This window comes from Pseudomonas sp. MM211, from assembly GCF_020386635.1.
Classification (GTDB): Bacteria; Pseudomonadota; Gammaproteobacteria; order Pseudomonadales; family Pseudomonadaceae; genus Aquipseudomonas.
Genome location: NZ_CP081942.1, coordinates 1,080,064 through 1,099,296, shown reverse-complemented (window position 1 = coordinate 1,099,296; position 19,233 = coordinate 1,080,064). Strand labels below are relative to the sequence as shown.

The 19,233-nt window shown below is 64.2% G+C and carries 16 protein-coding genes and 1 pseudogene; 11 read left to right on the top strand and 6 right to left on the bottom strand.

The genetic code is table 11. The features are described from left to right. Positions 1-10: 10 nt before the first annotated feature. The 7 genes from K5Q02_RS04880 (at position 11) to K5Q02_RS04850 (ending at position 9,087) form a co-directional block, all read left to right on the top strand. Positions 11-1,048 carry a trans-3-hydroxy-L-proline dehydratase gene (locus tag K5Q02_RS04880; protein ID WP_225836972.1) on the top strand — a complete coding sequence of 346 codons (1,038 nt, stop codon included), beginning with the start codon at positions 11-13 and terminating at the stop codon, positions 1,046-1,048. Between the two features lie 314 nt (positions 1,049-1,362). Further along, complete coding sequence (locus K5Q02_RS04875) at positions 1,363-2,310, top strand: dihydrodipicolinate synthase family protein (RefSeq protein WP_225836970.1); 948 nt, start codon at positions 1,363-1,365, stop codon at positions 2,308-2,310. A gap of 315 nt (positions 2,311-2,625) precedes the next feature. Next, positions 2,626-3,678, top strand: a complete 1,053-nt coding sequence (gene dctP, locus K5Q02_RS04870) for a TRAP transporter substrate-binding protein DctP (protein WP_225836968.1) — start codon at positions 2,626-2,628, stop codon at positions 3,676-3,678. 192 nt (positions 3,679-3,870) lie between these two features. Beyond that, positions 3,871-4,377: a TRAP transporter small permease subunit gene (locus K5Q02_RS04865; protein ID WP_225836966.1), complete on the top strand. Its 507-nt coding sequence runs from the start codon at positions 3,871-3,873 to the stop codon at positions 4,375-4,377. Between the two features lie 3 nt (positions 4,378-4,380). Then, positions 4,381-5,691 (top strand): TRAP transporter large permease, encoded by a 1,311-nt coding sequence (locus tag K5Q02_RS04860; protein ID WP_225836964.1) that lies wholly within the window; start codon positions 4,381-4,383, stop codon positions 5,689-5,691. 116 nt (positions 5,692-5,807) lie between these two features. Further along, positions 5,808-7,388 carry an aldehyde dehydrogenase (NADP(+)) gene (locus K5Q02_RS04855; RefSeq protein ID WP_225836962.1) on the top strand — a complete coding sequence of 527 codons (1,581 nt, stop codon included), beginning with the start codon at positions 5,808-5,810 and terminating at the stop codon, positions 7,386-7,388. A 385-nt stretch (positions 7,389-7,773) separates the two neighbouring features. Further along, positions 7,774-9,087: an MFS transporter gene (locus K5Q02_RS04850; RefSeq protein ID WP_225836960.1), complete on the top strand. Its 1,314-nt coding sequence runs from the start codon at positions 7,774-7,776 to the stop codon at positions 9,085-9,087. Between the two features lie 4 nt (positions 9,088-9,091). On the opposite strand, the gene K5Q02_RS04845 is transcribed toward K5Q02_RS04850, so the two are convergent. From K5Q02_RS04845 to K5Q02_RS04835, 3 genes are read right to left on the bottom strand one after another with little or no spacing between them, the layout of a single operon-like run. Then, the gene (locus K5Q02_RS04845) at positions 9,092-11,362 is read right to left on the bottom strand and encodes a TonB-dependent receptor (protein ID WP_225836959.1); all 2,271 of its coding nucleotides are present in this window, start codon (positions 11,360-11,362) and stop codon (positions 9,092-9,094) included. Between the two features lie 20 nt (positions 11,363-11,382). After that, positions 11,383-12,603, bottom strand: a complete 1,221-nt coding sequence (locus K5Q02_RS04840; RefSeq protein WP_225836957.1) for an MFS transporter — start codon at positions 12,601-12,603, stop codon at positions 11,383-11,385. Continuing rightward, positions 12,587-12,976, bottom strand: coding sequence for a hypothetical protein (locus tag K5Q02_RS04835; protein ID WP_225836956.1), 390 nt, complete (start codon positions 12,974-12,976; stop codon positions 12,587-12,589). The genes K5Q02_RS04840 and K5Q02_RS04835 overlap by 17 nt, the downstream gene beginning before the upstream one ends. 144 nt (positions 12,977-13,120) lie before the next feature. Here K5Q02_RS04835 and K5Q02_RS04830 point away from each other — a divergent pair, with 144 nt between their 5' ends. Continuing rightward, on the top strand, positions 13,121-14,104 hold the full coding sequence (locus tag K5Q02_RS04830) for a helix-turn-helix transcriptional regulator (protein WP_225836955.1): 984 nt from the start codon (positions 13,121-13,123) through the stop codon (positions 14,102-14,104). A 32-nt stretch (positions 14,105-14,136) separates the two neighbouring features. Next, positions 14,137-14,895, top strand: coding sequence for a hypothetical protein (locus tag K5Q02_RS04825; RefSeq protein WP_225836954.1), 759 nt, complete (start codon positions 14,137-14,139; stop codon positions 14,893-14,895). A gap of 10 nt (positions 14,896-14,905) precedes the next feature. Here the strand turns inward: K5Q02_RS04825 and K5Q02_RS04820 are convergent, their stop codons facing one another. The 3 genes and pseudogenes from K5Q02_RS04820 to K5Q02_RS04810 form a co-directional block, all read right to left on the bottom strand. After that, positions 14,906-16,273: a leucine-rich repeat-containing protein kinase family protein gene (locus K5Q02_RS04820; protein ID WP_225836953.1), complete on the bottom strand. Its 1,368-nt coding sequence runs from the start codon at positions 16,271-16,273 to the stop codon at positions 14,906-14,908. A gap of 148 nt (positions 16,274-16,421) precedes the next feature. Then, entirely contained in the window at positions 16,422-17,069 is a 648-nt protein-coding gene (locus tag K5Q02_RS04815) for a vWA domain-containing protein (RefSeq protein WP_225836952.1), read from the bottom strand. A 26-nt stretch (positions 17,070-17,095) separates the two neighbouring features. Then, a pseudogene (locus K5Q02_RS04810) lies at positions 17,096-18,104 on the bottom strand (ATP-binding protein). Positions 18,105-18,226: 122 nt separating this feature from the next. Here K5Q02_RS04810 and K5Q02_RS04805 point away from each other — a divergent pair. After that, positions 18,227-18,805: a TIGR00730 family Rossman fold protein gene (locus K5Q02_RS04805; protein WP_225836938.1), complete on the top strand. Its 579-nt coding sequence runs from the start codon at positions 18,227-18,229 to the stop codon at positions 18,803-18,805. Continuing rightward, entirely contained in the window at positions 18,805-19,233 is a 429-nt protein-coding gene (locus K5Q02_RS04800; RefSeq protein WP_225836936.1) for an NUDIX hydrolase, read from the top strand. The genes K5Q02_RS04805 and K5Q02_RS04800 overlap by 1 nt, the downstream gene beginning before the upstream one ends.

Sequence of the window (19,233 nt, the reverse complement as noted above, 5' to 3'; positions counted from 1 at the left end):
GGACTGCCCCGTGCGCTCCAGCAAAGTCATTCATGTGGTCAGCTGCCACGCCGAAGGTGAGGTCGGCGACGTCATCGTCGGCGGCGTCCCGCCACCACCTGGCGATACCCTGTGGCAGCAGTCACGCTGGATAGAACAGGACGACTTCCTGCGTAACTTCGTGCTCAACGAACCGCGCGGCGGCGTGTTCCGTCACGTCAACCTGCTGGTGCCGGCGAAGAACCCCAAGGCGCAGATGGGCTGGATCATCATGGAGCCGGCCGATGTGCCGCCGATGTCCGGCTCCAACTCGCTGTGCGTAGCCACCGTGCTGCTCGACAGCGGCATCCTGCCGATGACCGAACCGCAGACGCGCCTGACGCTGGAGGCCCCCGGCGGCCTGGTGGAAGTGATCGCCGACTGTCGCGACGGCAAGGCCGAGCGGGTCGAGGTGAAGAACGTACCGTCGTTCGCCGACAAGCTCGACGCCTGGATCGAGGTCGAAGGCCTGGGGTCGCTGCAGGTCGATACCGCCTACGGCGGTGACAGCTTCGTAATCGCCGATGCGCGTCACCTGGGTTTCGCCATCCAGGCCGATGAGGCAGCCGATCTGGTCGCCGTGGGCCTGCGCATCACCAAAGCCGCCAACGAGCAGCTCGGTTTCCAGCACCCGCTGAACCCGGACTGGAGCCATATCTCCTTTTGCCAGATTGCTGCCCCGGTGATTCACGAGAACGGCATCGCCACGGGCGCCAATGCGGTGGTCATCCGTCCCGGCAAGATCGACCGCTCGCCCTGCGGCACCGGCTGCTCGGCGCGCATGGCAGTGCTGCACGCCAAAGGTCAGCTGGCGGTGGGCGAACGCTTCATCGGCCGCTCGATCATCGGTTCCGAATTCCACTGCCGCATCGACTCGCTGACCGACGTGGCAGGTCGCCCGGCGATCTACCCCTGCCTATCCGGCCGCGCGTGGATCACCGGCACTCACCAGCACCTGCTCGACCCGAGCGATCCCTGGCCAACGGGCTATCGCCTGTCGGATACATGGCCGGTGGAGCTGAAGCTTTAATAGGTACTTCATGATCTCGTCGACTAGCAAAAAGCACGTCGATTGAGAGGCTGCAAAGCAGGAGCGGCCATACATAGGGTGGATCGGGGCGCGTAGCCGACGCTTTTTTCATCCACCGTAACGATTGCAGAGCGGTGGATGGGTCGAGCCACGTAGGTGAGGCGTCATCCACCTTACGGCCTGAAAGTTTGAAGTCCGCCGGTTCGCCGGCGCTATGAACCGGGTGTTAAGCCCAACAACGGAAAACAGACGGCCCGATACGGCTTTTTGCTTTCGTATACGAAATACTTTTACTCTGTCCAGGAGGCAACACCATGAACAGCAACATCTTCACCGGCACCATTCCCGCGCTTATGACCCCGTGCACCGCCGACCGCAAGCCGGATTTCGACGCGCTGGTGCGCAAGGGCAAAGAACTGATCGAGGCCGGCATGAGCGCGGTGGTCTACTGCGGTTCCATGGGCGACTGGCCGTTGCTCACCGAAGCCCAACGCCAGGAAGGGGTGGCACGCCTGGTCGCTGCCGGCATCCCGACCATCGTCGGCACCGGTGCGGTGAACAGCCGCGAAGCTGTTTCCCATGCTGCCCACGCCGCCAAAGTTGGCGCCCACGGTCTGATGGTCATCCCGCGCGTCTTGTCCCGTGGCGCTTCGCCAGCCGCCCAGGAAGCGCACTTCGCCGCCATTCTCGAAGCAGCGCCAGAGCTTCCGGCAGTGATCTACAACAGCCCGTACTACGGCTTCGCGACCCGCGCCGAACTGTTCTTCAAGCTGCGCCGCAAGTACGCCAACCTGATCGGCTTCAAGGAATTCGGCGGTGCCGCCGACATGCGCTACGCCGCCGAGCACATCACCTCGCAGGATGAAGACGTGATTCTCATGGCTGGCGTCGATACTCAGGTGGTGCACGGCTTCGTCAATTGCGGCGCGACTGGCGCCATCACCGGTATCGGCAATGCCCTGCCGCGCGAAGTGCTGCAACTGGTCGAACTGAGCAAGAAGGCCGCCAAGGGCGACGCCGTTGCCCGCCGCCGCGCCCTGGAGCTGTCCGAGGCGCTGAACGTGCTGTCGTCCTTCGACGAAGGCACCGACCTGGTTCTCTACTACAAGCACCTGATGGTGCTCAATGGCGACCAGGAATACGCCCTGCACTTCTACGAAACCGATGCCCTCAGCGACGCCCAGCGTAACTACGCCGAGACGCAGTACACGCTGTTCCGCCAGTGGTACGCCAACTGGTCGGCCGAAAACAACGCCGCCTGATCGCTGTACGTCGGCCGGGTGCCTCCAGCGCATCCGGCCGAGCGGGTGCAATGCATCACGCTGTGCGAAGCCATTGCGGCCGCAGCGCTGAGCTGACCCGTTTGTCACTACACGGCGAAGACCGTGCCCACGCCAAGCCATCACGGCCAACGCGCTGGCCAACCGTCCGCACCTGCCGGATGTCGGCCTGTAACAACCGCTACAGCTGCATGGATGCGGGAGGCCACCCCTCCCGCTTCTTTGGCCTCATCTGCCTTGCCTGATAGATGCGCACGCCGCGCACCTGGCAAACACATAAAGACCAAGGGGAACAGGATGATCAACAAGACCACTCAGCTTTTTGCCGCTCTCGGCCTGGCGCTTTGCTGCGCCACCACCCAGGCGGCCAGCTACACCTATTCGGTGCCGACTTCAGTGCCGGAAGGCAGTTTCTTCTTCGACAACTTCCTCAAACGCTTCGCCAGCAACGCCGCCCTGCTCACCGATGGCGAGGTGAAGATTCGTCCGATCGGCGCTGGCGTCATCGTGCCGCCGTTCCAGGTCTACGAATCGGTACAGAACGGCGTGCTCAAGGCTGGCCACTCCACGCCTACCTATCTGGTCAATCAGGACCCGCTGAACAACGTGTTCGCCGGCTACCCGGGCGGCATGTCCGGTGAAGAAACCCTGGCCTGGCTGTATGAAGGCAACGGCCTCAAGTACCTGCAGGAGTTCCGCCGCAAGAACATGGGCCTGCACAGCCTGGTCGTCGGCGTCGGCAGCACTGAAGTGCTGGCCCACTCCAACAAGAAGATCGAAAAACTCGAAGACTTCAAGGGCCTGAAATTCCGCACGGCCGGGGCCTGGGCCGAAGTGATTCAGCAGGTCGGCGCATCACCCACCGTAGTACCGCCGGGCGAGATCTACACCCTGCTGCAACGCAAGGGCGTGGATGCCGTCGAGTGGGCGACGCCAGGTGCCAACCTGACCGAAGGCTTCCATGAAGTGGCGCCTTACCTGCTCACCCCCGGCGTGCATCAGCCGTCGTTCGTCTGGGAGTTCTTCATGACCGAGGAGAACTGGAACGCCATCGACGAGAAGACCCGCGCCAAGCTGGAAGAGGCCGCCAAGCTGACCACGATGCAAAGCTACTTCCACTTCCTCGACAGCGACATGAAGGCCATGCAGACCTACCGCAAGGCCGGCATCGAGATCATCGAGCTGGACAAGAGCATCACCGACGACCTGGCTCAGCGCGGTAACAAGCTGATCGCCGACAAGCTGGAAGCACGCAAGGCCGACGACATCGACGCCAAGGCCATCTTCAAGGACTACAGCGACTACCTGCAGCGCTGGTCGGAAAACTCCTCCTATCTCTACAGACACTAAGCCGCACGACTGGCACCTCTAAAAACCACCTGCTTGGGCATGACTGCGTTAACAGCACGCTGAAAATGCTGATTTACAGCCAGTAGATCTGCTTTTTCGCCTGTTTTCGCCGTGTTCTGCCTGCTCCAGGTTTTTAGACGCGCCCTGACGAGACAAGACCGGCCACCCAGGTGGCCGGTCACAGGAGGCGTTATGAACACCAAATGGTACAACTGGCCGGCGCAGATTCTGCTCGCCGTGGCCTCGAGCATGGCGTTGATCATGGTGCTGGTGATGATCTACGAGGTCTTCGCCCGCTATGCCCTCAATAGCCCGACGCTCTGGGCCTTCGATATTTCCTACATGCTCAATGGCTGCATCTTTCTGCTCGGCTGCGCCTACGCGCTGAAGGAAGAAACCCATGTCCGTGTCGACTTCCTTTCCTCGCGGCTCAAGCCCGCCGCCCAGCGCTGGCTCAATGCGGCCTTCTACCTGCTGGTGCTGGTACCCACCATCGGTGGCCTGACCTTCGTCGCCAGCCGGCGCGCCTGGCACGCCTTCGTCTCTGGCGAGGTCGAGCACGTCAGCCCCTGGGCGCCCGTCATGTGGCCGTTCTACCTGGCATTGGCGGTTGGCCTCGCCGGCCTGACCTATCAGCTCATCGTCGATGCCGTGCTGTTCATCGGCAATCGCAAGCAGCCCGGCACCAAGGAACACTGACCGATGATGGAATACATACCTGTACTGATGTTCGCCCTGCTGTTCCTGTTCATCTTCCTCGGCATTCCGGTGTCCTTCTCGCTGATCAGCGTGTCGTTCCTGTTCGGCATGTTCCTGTTCGGCGACAACATCCTTCAGCAAATGTACGGCTCGCTGCTGCAGGCATCGACCAACTTCGCCCTGTCGGCGATCCCACTGTTCGTGCTGATGGGCGCGATCCTCGAACGTACCGGCCTGGCACAGCGCCTGTTCAATGCGCTGCAGCTATGGCTCGGCGGCTTCTCCGGCGGCCTGGCGATTTCCTCGATGCTGATGTGCGGCATCTTCGCTGCCAGCTCCGGCGTGGTCGGCGCGGTGGAGATCGTGGTGGGCATGATGGCTATTCCGGCCATGTCCAAATACAAGTACGACCGCGCGCTGATCTCCGGCACCATCTGCGGCGGCGGCTCGCTGGGGGCGATCATCCCGCCGTCGGTGATCGTCGTCGTGTATGCCTCGATGGCGCAGCTATCGATCGGCCAATTGTTCGCCGCCACGCTGTTCCCAGGGCTGTTGATGCTGGGCCTGTTCCTGCTCTACATCATCATCGTCTGCTGGCTGAAGCCCTCACTGGCGCCGGCGGTGCCTGAGATGAAGGCCACGCCACTGGGCGAGAAGCTGAAGATCACCATCAGCGCGCTGATCCCGCCGCTGTTGCTGATCGCTGCCGTGCTCGGTTCGATGCTCGCCGGTATCGCCTCGCCCACCGAGTCGGCCGCCGTGGGTGCCTTTGGTGCTGCCATGCTGGCCATCTGGTTCCGCGAGCTGACCCTCTCGCGGCTGATCGAGGCGCTGATCAGTACCATCAAGATCACCTCAATGATCATGCTGATCGTCGCCGGCGGAATCATGTTCACCGCCATCTTCGCCGCCAGCGGCGGTGGCTGGTTGATCGGCGACTTCATGGAGGAGATGAATTTCAGTCCCTACGTCCTGATCCTCATCCTGATGCTGATGGTGTTCTTCGCCGGTATGGTGCTGGACTGGATTTCTCTGGTGCTGATCTTCGTGCCGATCTTTACACCGCTGGTGAAGGCCGCCGGTATCGACCCGGTGTGGTTCGCGGTGATGTTCATGGTGGTGGTGCAGACCTGCTACCTGACACCGCCTCTGGCGCCTTCGGTGTTCTACCTCAAGTCCATCGCCCCGCCGGGTTACGGTTATGGCGTTATGTACCGCGGCGTGCTGCCCTTCATCGCCATCCAGCTGCTGCTGTTTTTACTGATCCTGGCCATGCCCGGTATCGCCACCTGGCTGCCGAAGCAGCTGTTCTGAGGCTCTGGCCCGGCCCGCGACGCGGGCCGGGTCAACGCAGACTTGCGCAACTTATCAGACATCGTACAATCAAAGCCTTTCCGTACGTGTTCATACGTCACCAACAGGAGCTAACAATGCCCGCTACCATCGGCCACAACATCATCGGCGGCGCGTACAGCGCAGCCGGCTCCGTAGTTCACAAGAGTCACGACGCCACCACTGGCGAAGCCCTTTCCTACGACTTCATCCAGGCTACTCCTGAAGAAGTCGATGCTGCTGCCAAAGCCGCCGCTACCGCCTACCCCGCTTACCGCAGCCTGTCTGCCGCCAAGCGCGCCGACTTCCTCGACGCCATCGCTGACGAGCTGGACGCCCTGGGTGACGACTTCGTCGCCACCGTTACCCGTGAAACCGCACTGCCTACCGCCCGTATCCAGGGCGAGCGTGGCCGTACCAGCGGCCAGATGCGCCTGTTCGCCAAAGTGCTGCGTCGCGGCGACTTCTTTGGCGCGCGCATCGACCGTGCTCTGCCAGATCGCCAGCCGCTGCCACGCCCGGATCTGCGTCAGTACCGTATCGGCCTCGGCCCGGTTGCCGTGTTCGGCGCCAGCAACTTCCCGCTGGCCTTCTCCACCGCTGGCGGTGACACCGCTTCCGCGCTGGCCGCTGGTTGCCCTGTCGTGTTCAAGGCCCACAGCGGCCACATGGCGACTGCTGCATTCGTCGGCGAAGCCATCCTGCGCGCAGCCGAGAAAACCGGCGCGCCGAAGGGTGTGTTCAACATGATCTACGGCAGTGGCGTGGGCGAGACCCTGGTCAAGCACCCGGCCATCCTGGCTGTCGGCTTCACCGGTTCGCTGAAAGGCGGTCGCGCTCTGTGCGACATGGCTGCAGCACGCCCGCAACCAATCCCGGTGTTCGCCGAGATGAGCAGCATCAACCCGGTTATCCTGCTGCCGGAAGCCATCAAGGCCCGTGGCGAGAAGATCGCTGGCGAGCTGGCAGGTTCGGTGGTCATGGGCTGCGGTCAGTTCTGCACCAACCCAGGCCTGGTGATCGGTGTTCGTTCGCCTGAGTTCAGCGCCTTCCTGGAAAGCTTCACCGCCAAGATGGCCGAGCAGCAGCCGCAAACCATGCTCAACGCCGGCACCCTGAAGAGCTACGTGAAAGGCCTGGAAGCGCTCAACGCGCACTCCGGCATCACGCACCTGACCGGCGCCAAGCAGGAAGGTAACCAGGCTCGTCCGCAACTGTTCAAAGCCGACGTCAGCCTGCTGCTGAACGGCGACGAACTGCTGCAGGAAGAAGTCTTCGGCCCGACCACCATCGTCGTCGAAGTGGCTGACAAGACCGAGCTGCTGGCGGCCATCAATGGTCTGCACGGTCAGCTGACCGCTACCCTGCTCACCGAGCCAGGTGATCTGGCTGGTAGCGAAGAGCTGTTCGCGCTGCTCGAGCAGAAAGTCGGTCGCGTGCTGTTCAACGGTTACCCGACTGGCGTGGAAGTCTGTGATTCCATGGTTCACGGCGGCCCGTACCCGGCGACTTCCGACGCTCGCGGTACGTCGGTCGGCACCCTGGCCATCGATCGCTTCCTGCGCCCGGTCTGCTATCAGAACTGCCCGGACGCGCTGCTGCCCGACGCACTGAAGAACGCCAACCCGCTGGGCATAGCCCGTCTGGTGGATGGCGCCAGCAGCCGCGACGCGCTGTAAGAAACGGCTCGGCGCTACGGCGCCGGCCAGCTCTGCGCTGTAAAGAGAAAGCCGACCTCAGGGTCGGCTTTTTTGTATCCGGATCGGTAGCGTTGTAGAGCAGCGCCTCTCCCGGGTATCGCTTCGCTCAACCCAGGCTACGGTTTGCGCTTCGGATGCAACCCGTAGGGTGGATAACGCGAAGCTTATCCACCAGCGATCGCGCCGGGAGCGCAATGATTTGACCGCCTCAAGGCGCTTGCGCGAAAACCCTGTCGCTCACGACTACCCCCAGGTCGCACTCGAATCCCGCCATAGTCACCGAGCCACGTAAGTTATCCACAGATGGACGCAAAGGCCCGGGCCAGGCGCGTTCGCACGTTGGAGCAACTGCGCGGAGGCAGCCATGAGCGTGACCACTTATCCACAACCGGCGACGCACGTCGATCTTGGCGTTCTGCGCAAAGTGATCGCCGCCTCGGCCATCGGCAACTTCGTCGAGTGGTTCGACTTCGCGGTATACGGTTTCCTGGCCGTGACCATCGCCGCGCTGTTCTTTCCACAGGGCGACCCGGCCCTGGCGCTGCTACAGACCTTCGCGGTGTTCGCCGTGTCCTTCGCGCTGCGCCCGCTGGGCGGCATCGTGTTCGGCATTCTGGGTGACCGCATCGGCCGCAAGCGCGTGCTGTCGATCACCGTGCTGCTGATGGCCGGTGCCACCACCCTGATCGGCCTGCTGCCCACCTATGCCAGCATCGGCCTGGTCGCGCCGCTGCTGCTGGCCCTGGCGCGCTGCCTGCAGGGCTTCTCTGCGGGCGGCGAATACGCGGGCGCCTGTGCCTTCGTCATGGAGCACGCGCCGACCGAACAGAAGGCCCGTTATGGCAGCTTCGTACCCGTCTCCACCTTCGCGGCCTTCGCCTGTGCGGCGGGCCTGGTGTTCGGCCTGGGCCTGTGGCTGGACGAAACGCAGATGCAGGCCTGGGGCTGGCGTGTGCCCTTTCTGATCGCCGCACCACTGGGCCTGGTCGGTTTGTACATGCGCCTGCGTCTGGACGAATCGCCCGCCTTCCAGGCCCTCGCCGCGCAAGCGCACCCGGAGCACTCGCCACTGCGCGAAACCTTGCGTGAGCACGGCGCCACCGTGCTGTGCCTGTCGGCGTTCATCTCCGCCACGGCGCTGTCGTTCTACATGTTCACCACCTACCTGACCACTTACATGCAGGTGGTCGGCGGCGCAGCGCGGCCAACGGCTCTGCTCGCCAGCCTGATGGCGCTGCTATTCGCCGCGCTGCTGTGTCCCTTCGTGGGTCGCTATTCGGATCGCGTCGGCCGTCGCCGCACCATCCTCACCGCCGGGGTGGCGTTGATCGTCGCGGTCTATCCGGCCTTCACCCTGGCCGCATCCGGCACCCTGCTGGCTTCGGCCATCGGCGCCATGCTGCTGGCCGTCGGCGCGGTGATCTGCGGCGTGGTGACCGCCGTATTGCTCTCCGAGCAGTTCCCCACCCGCGTGCGCTACACCGCGTCGGCGTTCACCTACAACCTGGCCTACACGATATTCGGCGGTACGGCACCGTTGGTCGCTACCTGGCTGATCGAGGTGACCGGCAACCGCATGTCGCCGGCTTTCTACCTGATCGCCATCGCCCTGCTGGCTCTGGCAGGCGGCCTATCGCTACCGGAGTCGTCGAAGCGCTCGCTGGACTACCAGCCCTGAACGATCAGTACGCCACCGAGTAGCTGAGGCCGAAGGTACGGCCCTGCGCCGGCAGGCTGGAGATAGCGCCGTAAGTGGCTGCCGCCTGCTGGCCGTAGACGGTCTTGTAATCGCGATCGGCCAGGTTGTAGACGCCGAAGCCGACCTCGCCGCCAAGCCAGGGCGCGTGGGCGATCAGGTCGACCACGGTGTAGCCCTGGATCTTCGTCGCCGGCGTGGCGCGAATGGTCGGGCTGATCGCGGCGGCCTGGGCATCGTCGTAGGCGCGGTCGCTGCCCCCCACGGTAAGCGTCTGCAGACGTACGCCGTAGCCGTCGGCGAAGCGCCAGTCACTGTAGAGGGTGGCCTTGAGCGGCGAGACGCGGAAGGCGTTCAGTTCACGCCAGTCGCCGGCAGCGTCCTTGTACTGGCCACGGGTGTAGGCCAGGGTGCCGCCCAGGATCCAGCGCTCGGTGACGGGCACCTGCAGGTTGCCCTCGGCGCCCCACACGCGTTCGTCAGTGTCGGCTACCGATACGCTGAAATCGCGGTTGAACTGCACCACCTTGTCGGAGGTGTTGTAGAACGCGGTCACCCCGGCATTCACGCCGCCGGCTTCGCCGATGCGCCAGCCCAGCTCGTAGTTGTTCACCTTGATCGAGTCGATGCTGCTGCTATCGATCACGAAGTTGGCCGGCACGTCACGCAGCATGCGCTGGGTGTCGGGCAGGCTGAAGCCCTGGGAGAAGTTGGCGAACAACTGCTGGGCATCGGTCAGCGCATACACGGCGCCGAGGTTGAACAGGGTTTCGCTGTGGCGCACGTTGCCACCCTCGAGGGTACGAGCCTGGTAGCCAGCCACGCTGGCAGCGGTGACCGCCTCGCCGTAGGGTATGGAATCGTCCACCTCGTTGCGGATGGTTTCGCGGCGCACCCCGGCCTGCAGGCTCAGGCGCTCGGTCAGTTGGTAGTCGCCCTGCAGGAAAAGGCCGGTCTTGCTCACCTCGACATCTGGGCCCATGGACGAGCGATAGGTGTCCCGGTAATTCAGGCCATTGCTGGCGAAGAAGCGGTTGAAGTCGTAGAACTGACCGTCCTGACGGTCCTGCTCACGCTCGTGATCGAGGCCGTAGGTCAATTGCAGGTCGCGTCCGCCCAAGGTGAAGCCCTTCTGCAACGCGGTGCGCAGGCCCCACACGTCGATATCGGTGCTCGATTGCAGCACCACGTTGGCAACCCCACCGGGCAACGCGGCATTCGCTGCACGACTGGCAAAGGGGAACCAGCGCGACTTCTCCTTGCGGTAGTAGACCTCGGCCGTCAGTTGCTGGCCGCCAAACAGGTCGCGGTTGAGGTACTGCAGGTTGGCGCCGTAATGGCGGGTGCGTGGCTGGTCGTCGAGCTGCAGGCCGTCCACCGCTTCATGGCTGGGCTGATAGTTGGGCACCAGCAAGGCAGATAGATTGGGGCCGTAGTCCGGGCCGTAGTCGCTGTCCTGTTCATCGTCGTAATAGCGCACGCCGCCGCTCAGTTGCTGGTCGTCATCGAGGTGCCAGGTCAGGCGCCCGTTGAAGTCGAAGCTGGTGGTGTCCTGGCGGTCGGTCTGAGCGATTTCCGGGCCGACGCGCTCGCCATCGGCATCGCGGATCTCGCCCTGCTTGGTGTAGCTCAAGCCGGCGAAGCCGCTAACCGCGCCCTGGTGGAAGGCGGCGGTCTGCGAAGCCTCGTAGGCCATGGCGTCACGGGCGGCGCGACCCGGGGTGCGCAGGCCGATACGGCTGCTGAAGTCGCTGGTTTCGTCGTCGGCGTTGCGGGTGATGATGTTGATCAGGCCGCCAGTGGCGCCCGCGCCGTAGATGCTGGTGGCACCGGAGATCACTTCGATGCGCTCGATCATCGCCGGGCTGATGCTATTGAGCTGGCGCGAACCGTCACGGGAGCCGGTCAGCGGTACACCGTCGATCATCACCTGTACGGTACGCCCACGCATGGTCATGCCGTAGTTGCTGGTGGTGCCGCTGCTCGGTGCCAACGACGGCACCAACTGGCCGAGGATATCGGCAGTGGAACGGCCAGCCGACGCCTGCTCGGCGATTTGCTCACGCTCGATGCCATAAACCGTGCCGGCGATCTCGGCAATGCTCTTGGCCGAACGCGTGGCCGTCACCACCATTGGCCCCAGTTCCTGGATCTGACCGCCGCCGGCTCCCCTGCGCTCGCCACTCTGCGCGAACACCGGGGCACTGACCGCCAGACTCAAAAGCGTGACCTGCATGGATGCCGAAAGATGCCGCATGATGTTCCCCTGTGGATAAGTTACGAAGCGAAGCCGGAAGAGAGTTTTTTGATGAGCGGTTTGCAGACCAGCATGCTGAGCACCGACAGGCCCCCCAGCAGCAGGTAATAGGTTTCGTAACCCAGCCCCTTGGCCAGGAACCCGGACAGCGAGCCGCCGATGAAGAACACCAGCAACTCGAAGCACACCAGCACGGTGAAGTCGGTACCGGCCTGCTGGCGCGAACACAGGCGCATGAACAGTGCATAGAGGCTGGTCATCGCCATGTAGCGCAGTGCCAGAGTGGCCAGCACCACCAGGCCGAGCCAGGGCGTTGAGGTGGCAGCCAGGCCGCTGGCCAGCAACGCGGCGAGCAGCAGGTAGATGCCGCTGCGCCACCAGCCGGCGCGAATCAGCAACACCTCGGGCGCCTGGTTCTTCAGCGCCCTGGCGGTCAGCACCGCCGCCAACAGGCCGATGCTGGCACCGGCCACCGACATCAGCACACCGATCTGCGCCAGCGACCACTGCTGGTGCACCAGCAGCGGCGTGAGCATGGCCATGGCCGGCGCTTCGACCGCCCGGTAGAGCAGGATCAGCAACAGCGCCCAGCGCATTTCCGGGCGTCGGAACGTGTGGATGAAGCTGGGTCGCTCGGCGGCCGGCGAATGACGTTCTTCGACGCGTGCCACTGCCAGCATGGGCAGTGCGGCCATCGCTGCCAGTGTCAGCAGCGCGATCTGCCAGCCAGCGGCCTGATACAGCCAGAGCACGCCGGCACCGCCGAGCATGCTGCCCAGCGCCACGCCCATGCTCTGCGCCATGCTGCCCAGGCGGTGCTCCTCGGTTGCCAGCGACTCGACCGTATAGCCGTCGATGGCGATGTCCTGAGTCGCGGCGAAGGTAGATATCCACAGGCCGATCAGCACGAACAGCAGCAGGCCGTGTTCCAGCCCGGTCACCGCCAAAGCCAGCAGGCCGACCACCAGCGCCGCCTGGGTCAGCCACAGCCAGGTGCGGCGCCGGCCGAGTGCATGCAGGTAGTAGCGGTCGACCAGCGGCGCCCAAAGAAACTTGAAGGCCCAGGGGATGTACAGCAGGGCAAGCATGCCGATCCAGCGCAGATCGACGCCTTGGCTGCGCAGGATGGCAGGCAGCGCCACGTTGAAGAAATACAGCGGTAACGCGTGAGCCAGGTAGAGCACGACGATGACCGCCAGGCTCAGCCGCGTTACCGGCGTGAAGTCATTGGACTGTTGCATCGCTCACCATGCGCTCGGCGATCCATTGAAAACCCTGCTCACGTTGCAGGGTCACGAAATAAGGCACGCCCCAGGCGGCGTGGAGCGCCGGGGTATCTAGGCGCTGGCGCTCTTCGGCGTCAGCGGCGATACGCACCAGCCCACGGCAGCAGGTCTGGAAATTCGCCTTGTGGCGTTTGTACCAAGCGCCCTGCACGGCGCGATAACCCTCGGCCAGAATGGCACCGGCCTGGGTGCTGGAGATGAAGTAGAACGGCTGCCGGCGAGCGATCAGGCGCTCGATATGCACCAACCAATCGCGAATGTCGTCGAGGCTGACGTCGTCTGCGAAGACGGCCTCGACCACGGCCGTTTCCGTAATGAACAAACCCATTGCCGCAGTATTCCTCTGAGCGATCCTGATGCAGCCCGGGAGGCTGCAAATACATTGCACATGAGAATAATTCCGAACAAGCTTGCCCGCTTAGGTGAAAACAAGGAAAACTTAGCCACAAGCAAACTTCCATCGGAGCCCGCCATGACGGTCTTCACCTGCGGCCAGCTCAGCGACGTCGCCCATACTCTGGGCGGTAACCTGCATTTCCAGCGCGAGCTACCGGGCGAGCAGCCGGTGCTCGATGGCGAGCAACAGGTGCAGGTGCTGAGCGATGGCCTGGTGCTGTACTTCAGCCAGAGCCGCGACCTGGTCGACACCAGCAGCGACAACCGCCTGGCTCCGGGGATCACTGCAGCCTTCCTGCTCAGCGGCGAGGCCGAGGTCAGCCTGCCGCGCCAGCGCCTGCACTTCGACGCCCGCCCTGGCGGCCAGCGCGCCATGCTGGTCAACCTGACCGCTGCCGACCAGTTCCAGCGCCATTGGCAAAGCGAGCGTCAGGAAACCAAAGTGTGCCTGAGTATCAGCCCCGACTGGCTGCAGCACTTCGCCCTCGGCAGCCAGTTACGCAGTGACAACCTGCTGCGTTTCAGCCGCAGCCACTGGCAAAGCCTGCTCTGGCAACCGTCTGTGGATATCTTGCAGCGTGCCCACCAGTTGCTCGAACGTGACGCCGGCTTGCCGCCGCTGCTGCAGCGCCTGCAACGGGAAAGCTTCGCTCTCGACCTGGCCAGCGACATCCTGCGCGGCATCGATGCGCCGCCGGAGAAACGCCTCGGCAGCCACCTCGAGCGCTGCCTGCTGCGCCTCAGGGATTGGCTCGACAGTGGCGAAGCGAACGACCTCAGCATCGCCGACATGGCTCGCCAGCTCGGCACCAACCCGGTCGATCTACAGAACGCCTTCCGCAGCCGCAACGGCATCACCATCGCCGCTTATCTGCGCAGGCGCCGTCTGGAGCAGGCTTATCACGCCATCTGCCAGCAATCACTGTCGATCGAAGACGCTGCCAACCTGGCCGGCTACGAACACCTCAGCAGTTTCAGCGCCGCCTTCAAGCGCCAGTACGGGTTTCCCCCTCGCAAGCCAGGCACTGAGCGGGCGCCGGGCGGTAAGGGGACGCTATGATGGAGCACCTCCTCGTTCCAATGGGTGCCCCCATGCGACTCGATCCCGTACATGAACCCGACGGCCGCCTGCTCGGCCAATGCTTCCGGCTGCACCAGCCGGCCTCGCTGGAAGGGCTGCTGAGCGCCTATGACGATGTGCCCAACGGGCATCGCCATCTGTTCACCCTGGATGATCTGGGACAGGCGCTCTACACCGCGATGCATGCGAGCAACCGCCATGATCTCGACAGCGGCGACTGGCTGCAGGAGGCGGGGATCGCCGCAAGCTGGCTGGAAGATGGCTATCCACGGGACGACCTGTCGCTGCAACAACGCCTGCACATTCGTCGCCTGGGTGTCGAACGCAAACTGCAGGAAACCTCCTTCGACGACCTGTTCGCCAAGGACCTGCGTGTGGATGACGACAGCCTCGCCGACCTGGTGGCTGCCAATACCGACCTGCTCTCGGTGCTCGATGACGAATGCTATCTGCTGCGGATTCCCGTGCAGCGCGCCTGCGAGGCCATCTACGGTTTCGCCAATGGCTACTTTTCCAGCGACCTGTCGCCTCAGGAGAATTTTCGCCTGGCCGAGCATCTGGAAAACCACTACGGCTATGCCCTGTTCGGCATCGGCGCCAGCCTTATCGCCTTTCGTCGCTCACGGGCCCTGGATCAGGCGCAGACCGCCAGCCTGCTCGATCTGCTGAGCCGCCTGTATGCCCGCGAGGACAACGGGGCGCAGGTTCGGGCACTGTTCGCGGACAGTATCGAAAACCGCGAGCTGCTGGTGCTGCGCTACACCGAATGACAAGGTGAAATCAGATCGGCAGCAAATCCGTCTCGACGCCTGCGCTCGATTCATCATGGTTAGCCGACTGCATGGCAAGCAGGCGGGTCAGCGTCGTATCGATCTCGATGAAGTCCGGCCGAGCACTGACCTGCGCCTGCTGGCAGCGCATCACCAGCTCTTCCAGCAGCGCAGCGTAGAGCGCGGGCACCTCGCTGCGGATGAGCAACTCTTCGAGCAGAATGCCAAACGCGCGCACCTCGATGCGCTGCAGGTTCGCGTATTGCCAAGCAGCCGACTGGGGCTGGAACGAAGCCGCGCCGAAGTCGCCGAGCAACACCTCGCCGACCTCGTCGAGCAGGATATTGTGGCCGTAGAGGTCGCCGTGGGTGATGCCCTGTGCATGCAGGTGACGCAACGCCGAGGCGATGCCGCTGACGACCCGCAACGCCTGTGCGAAGGGCACCTGCCAACCCGACGGATAGATATCACGGCTGCAGCTTTCCAGGCTCGGCGGCCCGGCCAGGCTGCTGAATCGCGGGTCGACCAGGCTCATCAGTAGCCCTTGCTCGCCCTCTGGATGTTCACCCAGGCGCCCGAGCACGTCGATCAGGTTCGGATGACGCCCGGCGGCGAGGCAGGCGCGCATTTCGCTGTCCGGGGTACCGTCGCTGGTCATCTGGCCTTTGAACAGCTTGAGCGCCACGGCCTTTGACGAGCCATCAGGCTGCTGCCAGCTGGCATGGTGAATGACGCCGGAAGCGCCCTGACCCAGCACCCCACCCACCTGCAACTCATGCCACGATACCTCGGGCGCCAGGTATTCGAACGCGGCGCTGCTGTCGAAGGGATTACCGGCGTAGGCCAGCCAGGCCAGACGCGGCAACTCCAGCAACGCATCCGGCAAGACGGGCAATCGATTGGCGGCGATACGCAGCAGCTCCAGCTTATCCAGGCGCGCCAGGCTAACGGGCAATGCACTCAGGCGATTGCCGGCGAGCATCAGCTTCTGCAAGTCGACGCAGTCGCCGAGCGCTTCAGGCAGGCTCTCCAGACAATTGTCGGTGAGGATCAACCAGCGCAAGCGCGGTGGTAACGCCTTGGCGGACAGTTCACTGATGCGATTGGACTTGAAGCCGACCATGCGCAGCGACTGGCAGCGGCCGACAGACTCCGGCACGTGTGCGAAGTGATTGTTGGAGCAGAACAGCACCTGCAGACGATGCAGCCGGTGCAGGTCGTGGGGCAGATCGCTCAGCCGGTTGCCACTCAGATTGAGCACTTCGAGGCTGTCGGCCAGCGCGAAGATTTCCTCGGGAAACTGCTCCAGCGAGGCGCACAGGTCGAGGCGGGTAATGCCATGAAGCTGGCCGGCACGCAATTGATCGAGGGTGTGCATGCTGGCGCAGGCTCAGGCAGGAAGAAGCCTGCCATTCTACGCGAACATGGCCCTTGGCCATCCGATGCCGAACAGAAAAATCTCGAGTTTGCCGATCAGTTGTCGAAACGAAAGCGCAACCACTGAAGAGCCATGGCGCACCAGGCGATCAGCGCCGTGCCACAGGGCTCAGCGCGTCGATATGTCGGTACTCGGCGCCGAACTCATCTGCCAGTTGCACGGCACGGCCCAGACGGATCGGCGCGCATTCGATATCCACCAGTGTCGCCGGACAGGGGCTGGGCGGCAGCGCTGGCCATTCGCGCAAACGCCCGTCGGTGACCACCAGCAGGCGTTGCGCCTCGCCCGGCTTGAGGCGCTGACGCCGCTGCAGCCAACCATGGGCTTCCTGCAATGCCGGGATCAACGGGCTGCCGCCGCCAGCGCCGAGCTCCGCCAACCACTGCTGCAGGGCGCCGGACGCTTTCTGACCCTGCCAATGCCATTGAGGTCGCGCGCCCTGGGCGTCGACCACGGCGATCCGCGCTCGCTCGCGGTAGGCCCGTTCGAACAGCTCGGCAAGCAATCCCTTGGCCTTGCTCAGCGCACCGTGGCGACGGGTCGAGGCCGAGGCATCGACGACGATCAGCCACAGCTGCGCGGGTGCGCTACTTCGGGGCTGGCGCTGTAAATCCGCACGGCGCTTTGGCTTGCCTTGCAACAAGGTGGCGAGCCAGTCGATAGCGCCGCTCGCGCCGCGTTGCCTGGCGCCGCTGCGGCCATGTGCCTGTTTGCCGGGAGCCGGCTTCGCATCCATCCCCGCTCTGGCGCGCGGGGGGATGCTCAGGGCTTTTTTGCCCAGCGCGGCGGTTCACGGCGCTCGCCGGTAGTTTGCGCTTGCGGCGGCAGCTCGCCCCACTGGCCTTCGCCCGCTGTTGGCTGCTCGCTCGGCGCCTGGGCGGGAGGGGCTGGCCGGCGGCTGAGCCTGCTGCCGGGGCGGGGTGTGCCGACGGCGATGGCGCAGCACGAAGTCCTCAACCGCATCGATATCCACAGGCTCGATACCAGTCGCGCCACGCCAGGCCGCGTGGGCACGGGCCGCGCGCAGCCAGACCAGGTCGGCGCGCAAGCCATCGACACCTGCCTCGAAACAGCGTCCGGTGATCGCCTCCAGCGCCTGATCGTCGAGTGCAATGCGCGCTACCTGAGCACGCGCCTGCTCGCAACGCTCGGCCAGTGCCGCCTGCTGCTCGCCCCACTGGGCGATGAACGCCTGGGGATCGGCATCGAAGGCCAAGCGGCGGCGGACGATGTCGGCCCGCGCCCCCGGTTGCGGCTGGCCGTCTAGTGCAAGGTTGAGGCCGAAGCGGTCGAGCAGTTGCGGGCGCAGTTCGCCCTCTTCGGCGTTCATGGTGCCGATCAGGATGAAGCGCGCACTGTGGCGATGAGAGATACCGTCACGCTCGACATGATTGACGCCACTCGCCGCCGCATCGAGCAGCAGATCGACCAGATGATCGGGCAGCAGATTGACTTCATCGACATACAGCACCCCACCATCGGCCTTGCTCAGCAGGCCGGGCGAGAACTGCGCGCGGCTTTCGCCAAGGGCAGCGTCCAGATCGAGCGTACCGACGATGCGCTCCTCGCTGGCGCCCAGCGGCAGGGTAACGAACACGCCACTCTCCAGCAGCTCGGCCAGGCCGCGGGCCAGGGTCGATTTGGCCATGCCCCGCGGGCCTTCGATCAGCACCCCGCCGATTGCCGGATCGACCGCCACCAGGCACAGCGCCAACTTCAGCGAGTCGGCACCGACCACGGCGGCAAGAGGGAAGTGGGCGTTATCGGTCATGGCGCAATCCGGCTGAGCAAAGCCGCCATTGTAGCAGCGGGCGGTCGAATCCCACCCAGCTCATCTGCTATGGTCGGCGGTTTCGCGATGCTGTCGCGTGCGATTTATCCAGGGAGACTCAGATGCGCCTGTGCATTTTCTGCGGTTCCAATGCGGGCACCAATCCCGTCTATATCGAGGCGGCTACCCGCCTCGGCCAAACGCTCGCCAAAGCCGGCATCGGCCTGGTGTATGGCGGCGCGTCCGTCGGCCTGATGGGCGCCGTGGCCGACGCGGCGCTTGAGGCCGGTGGCGAGGTGATCGGCGTGATCCCGCGTTCGCTGTGGGAAAAGGAAGTGGCCCACACCGGCCTCGATGACCTGCGAATCGTCGACTCCATGCACCAGCGCAAGGCGCTGATGGCCGAATTGTCCGATGGTTTCATCGCCCTGCCGGGGGGCGTCGGCACCCTGGAAGAGCTGTTCGAGGTGTGGACCTGGGCACAACTGGGCCACCACCAGAAACCCTGTGCGCTGCTCAACATCAACGGCTACTACGACCGCCTCGCAGGGTTTCTCGATCACATGGTCGACGAAGCCTTCGTCAAGGCGCCGCACCGCGAGATGCTGATCGTCGAGCAGGATATCGACGCGTTGTTGAAGGCGATCAACGGCTATGAAGCGCCGCAGGTGGGCAAATGGATCGGCAGGCAGGAAACCTGATGAGCGAGCAACCACGCCTGGGTTGTGGGGCGGCCATCGTGCAGGACGGGCGCCTGCTGCTGGTGCGCCGCCTGCGTGAGCCGGAAGCCGGCTGCTGGGGGTTGCCCGGCGGCAAGGTGGACTGGCTGGAGCCGGTCGAGCAGGCGGTGCGCCGCGAGATCGAGGAAGAGCTCGCCATCCGCCTGACGTCACTGGAGTTGCTCTGCGTGGTCGACCAAATCGATGCGCAGCGCGGCGAACACTGGTTGGCGCCGGTCTATCTGGCCGATGCCTTCGAGGGTGAGGTACGCAACGTGGAGCCCGAAAAACACGGCGATATCGGCTGGTTCGCGATGGACAGTCTGCCCGAGCCGCTGACCGTGGCGACCCGCCGTGCACTGCCCGCGCTCAACCAACGGCGCTTGCAATCGACCACCGCGATGAATTAA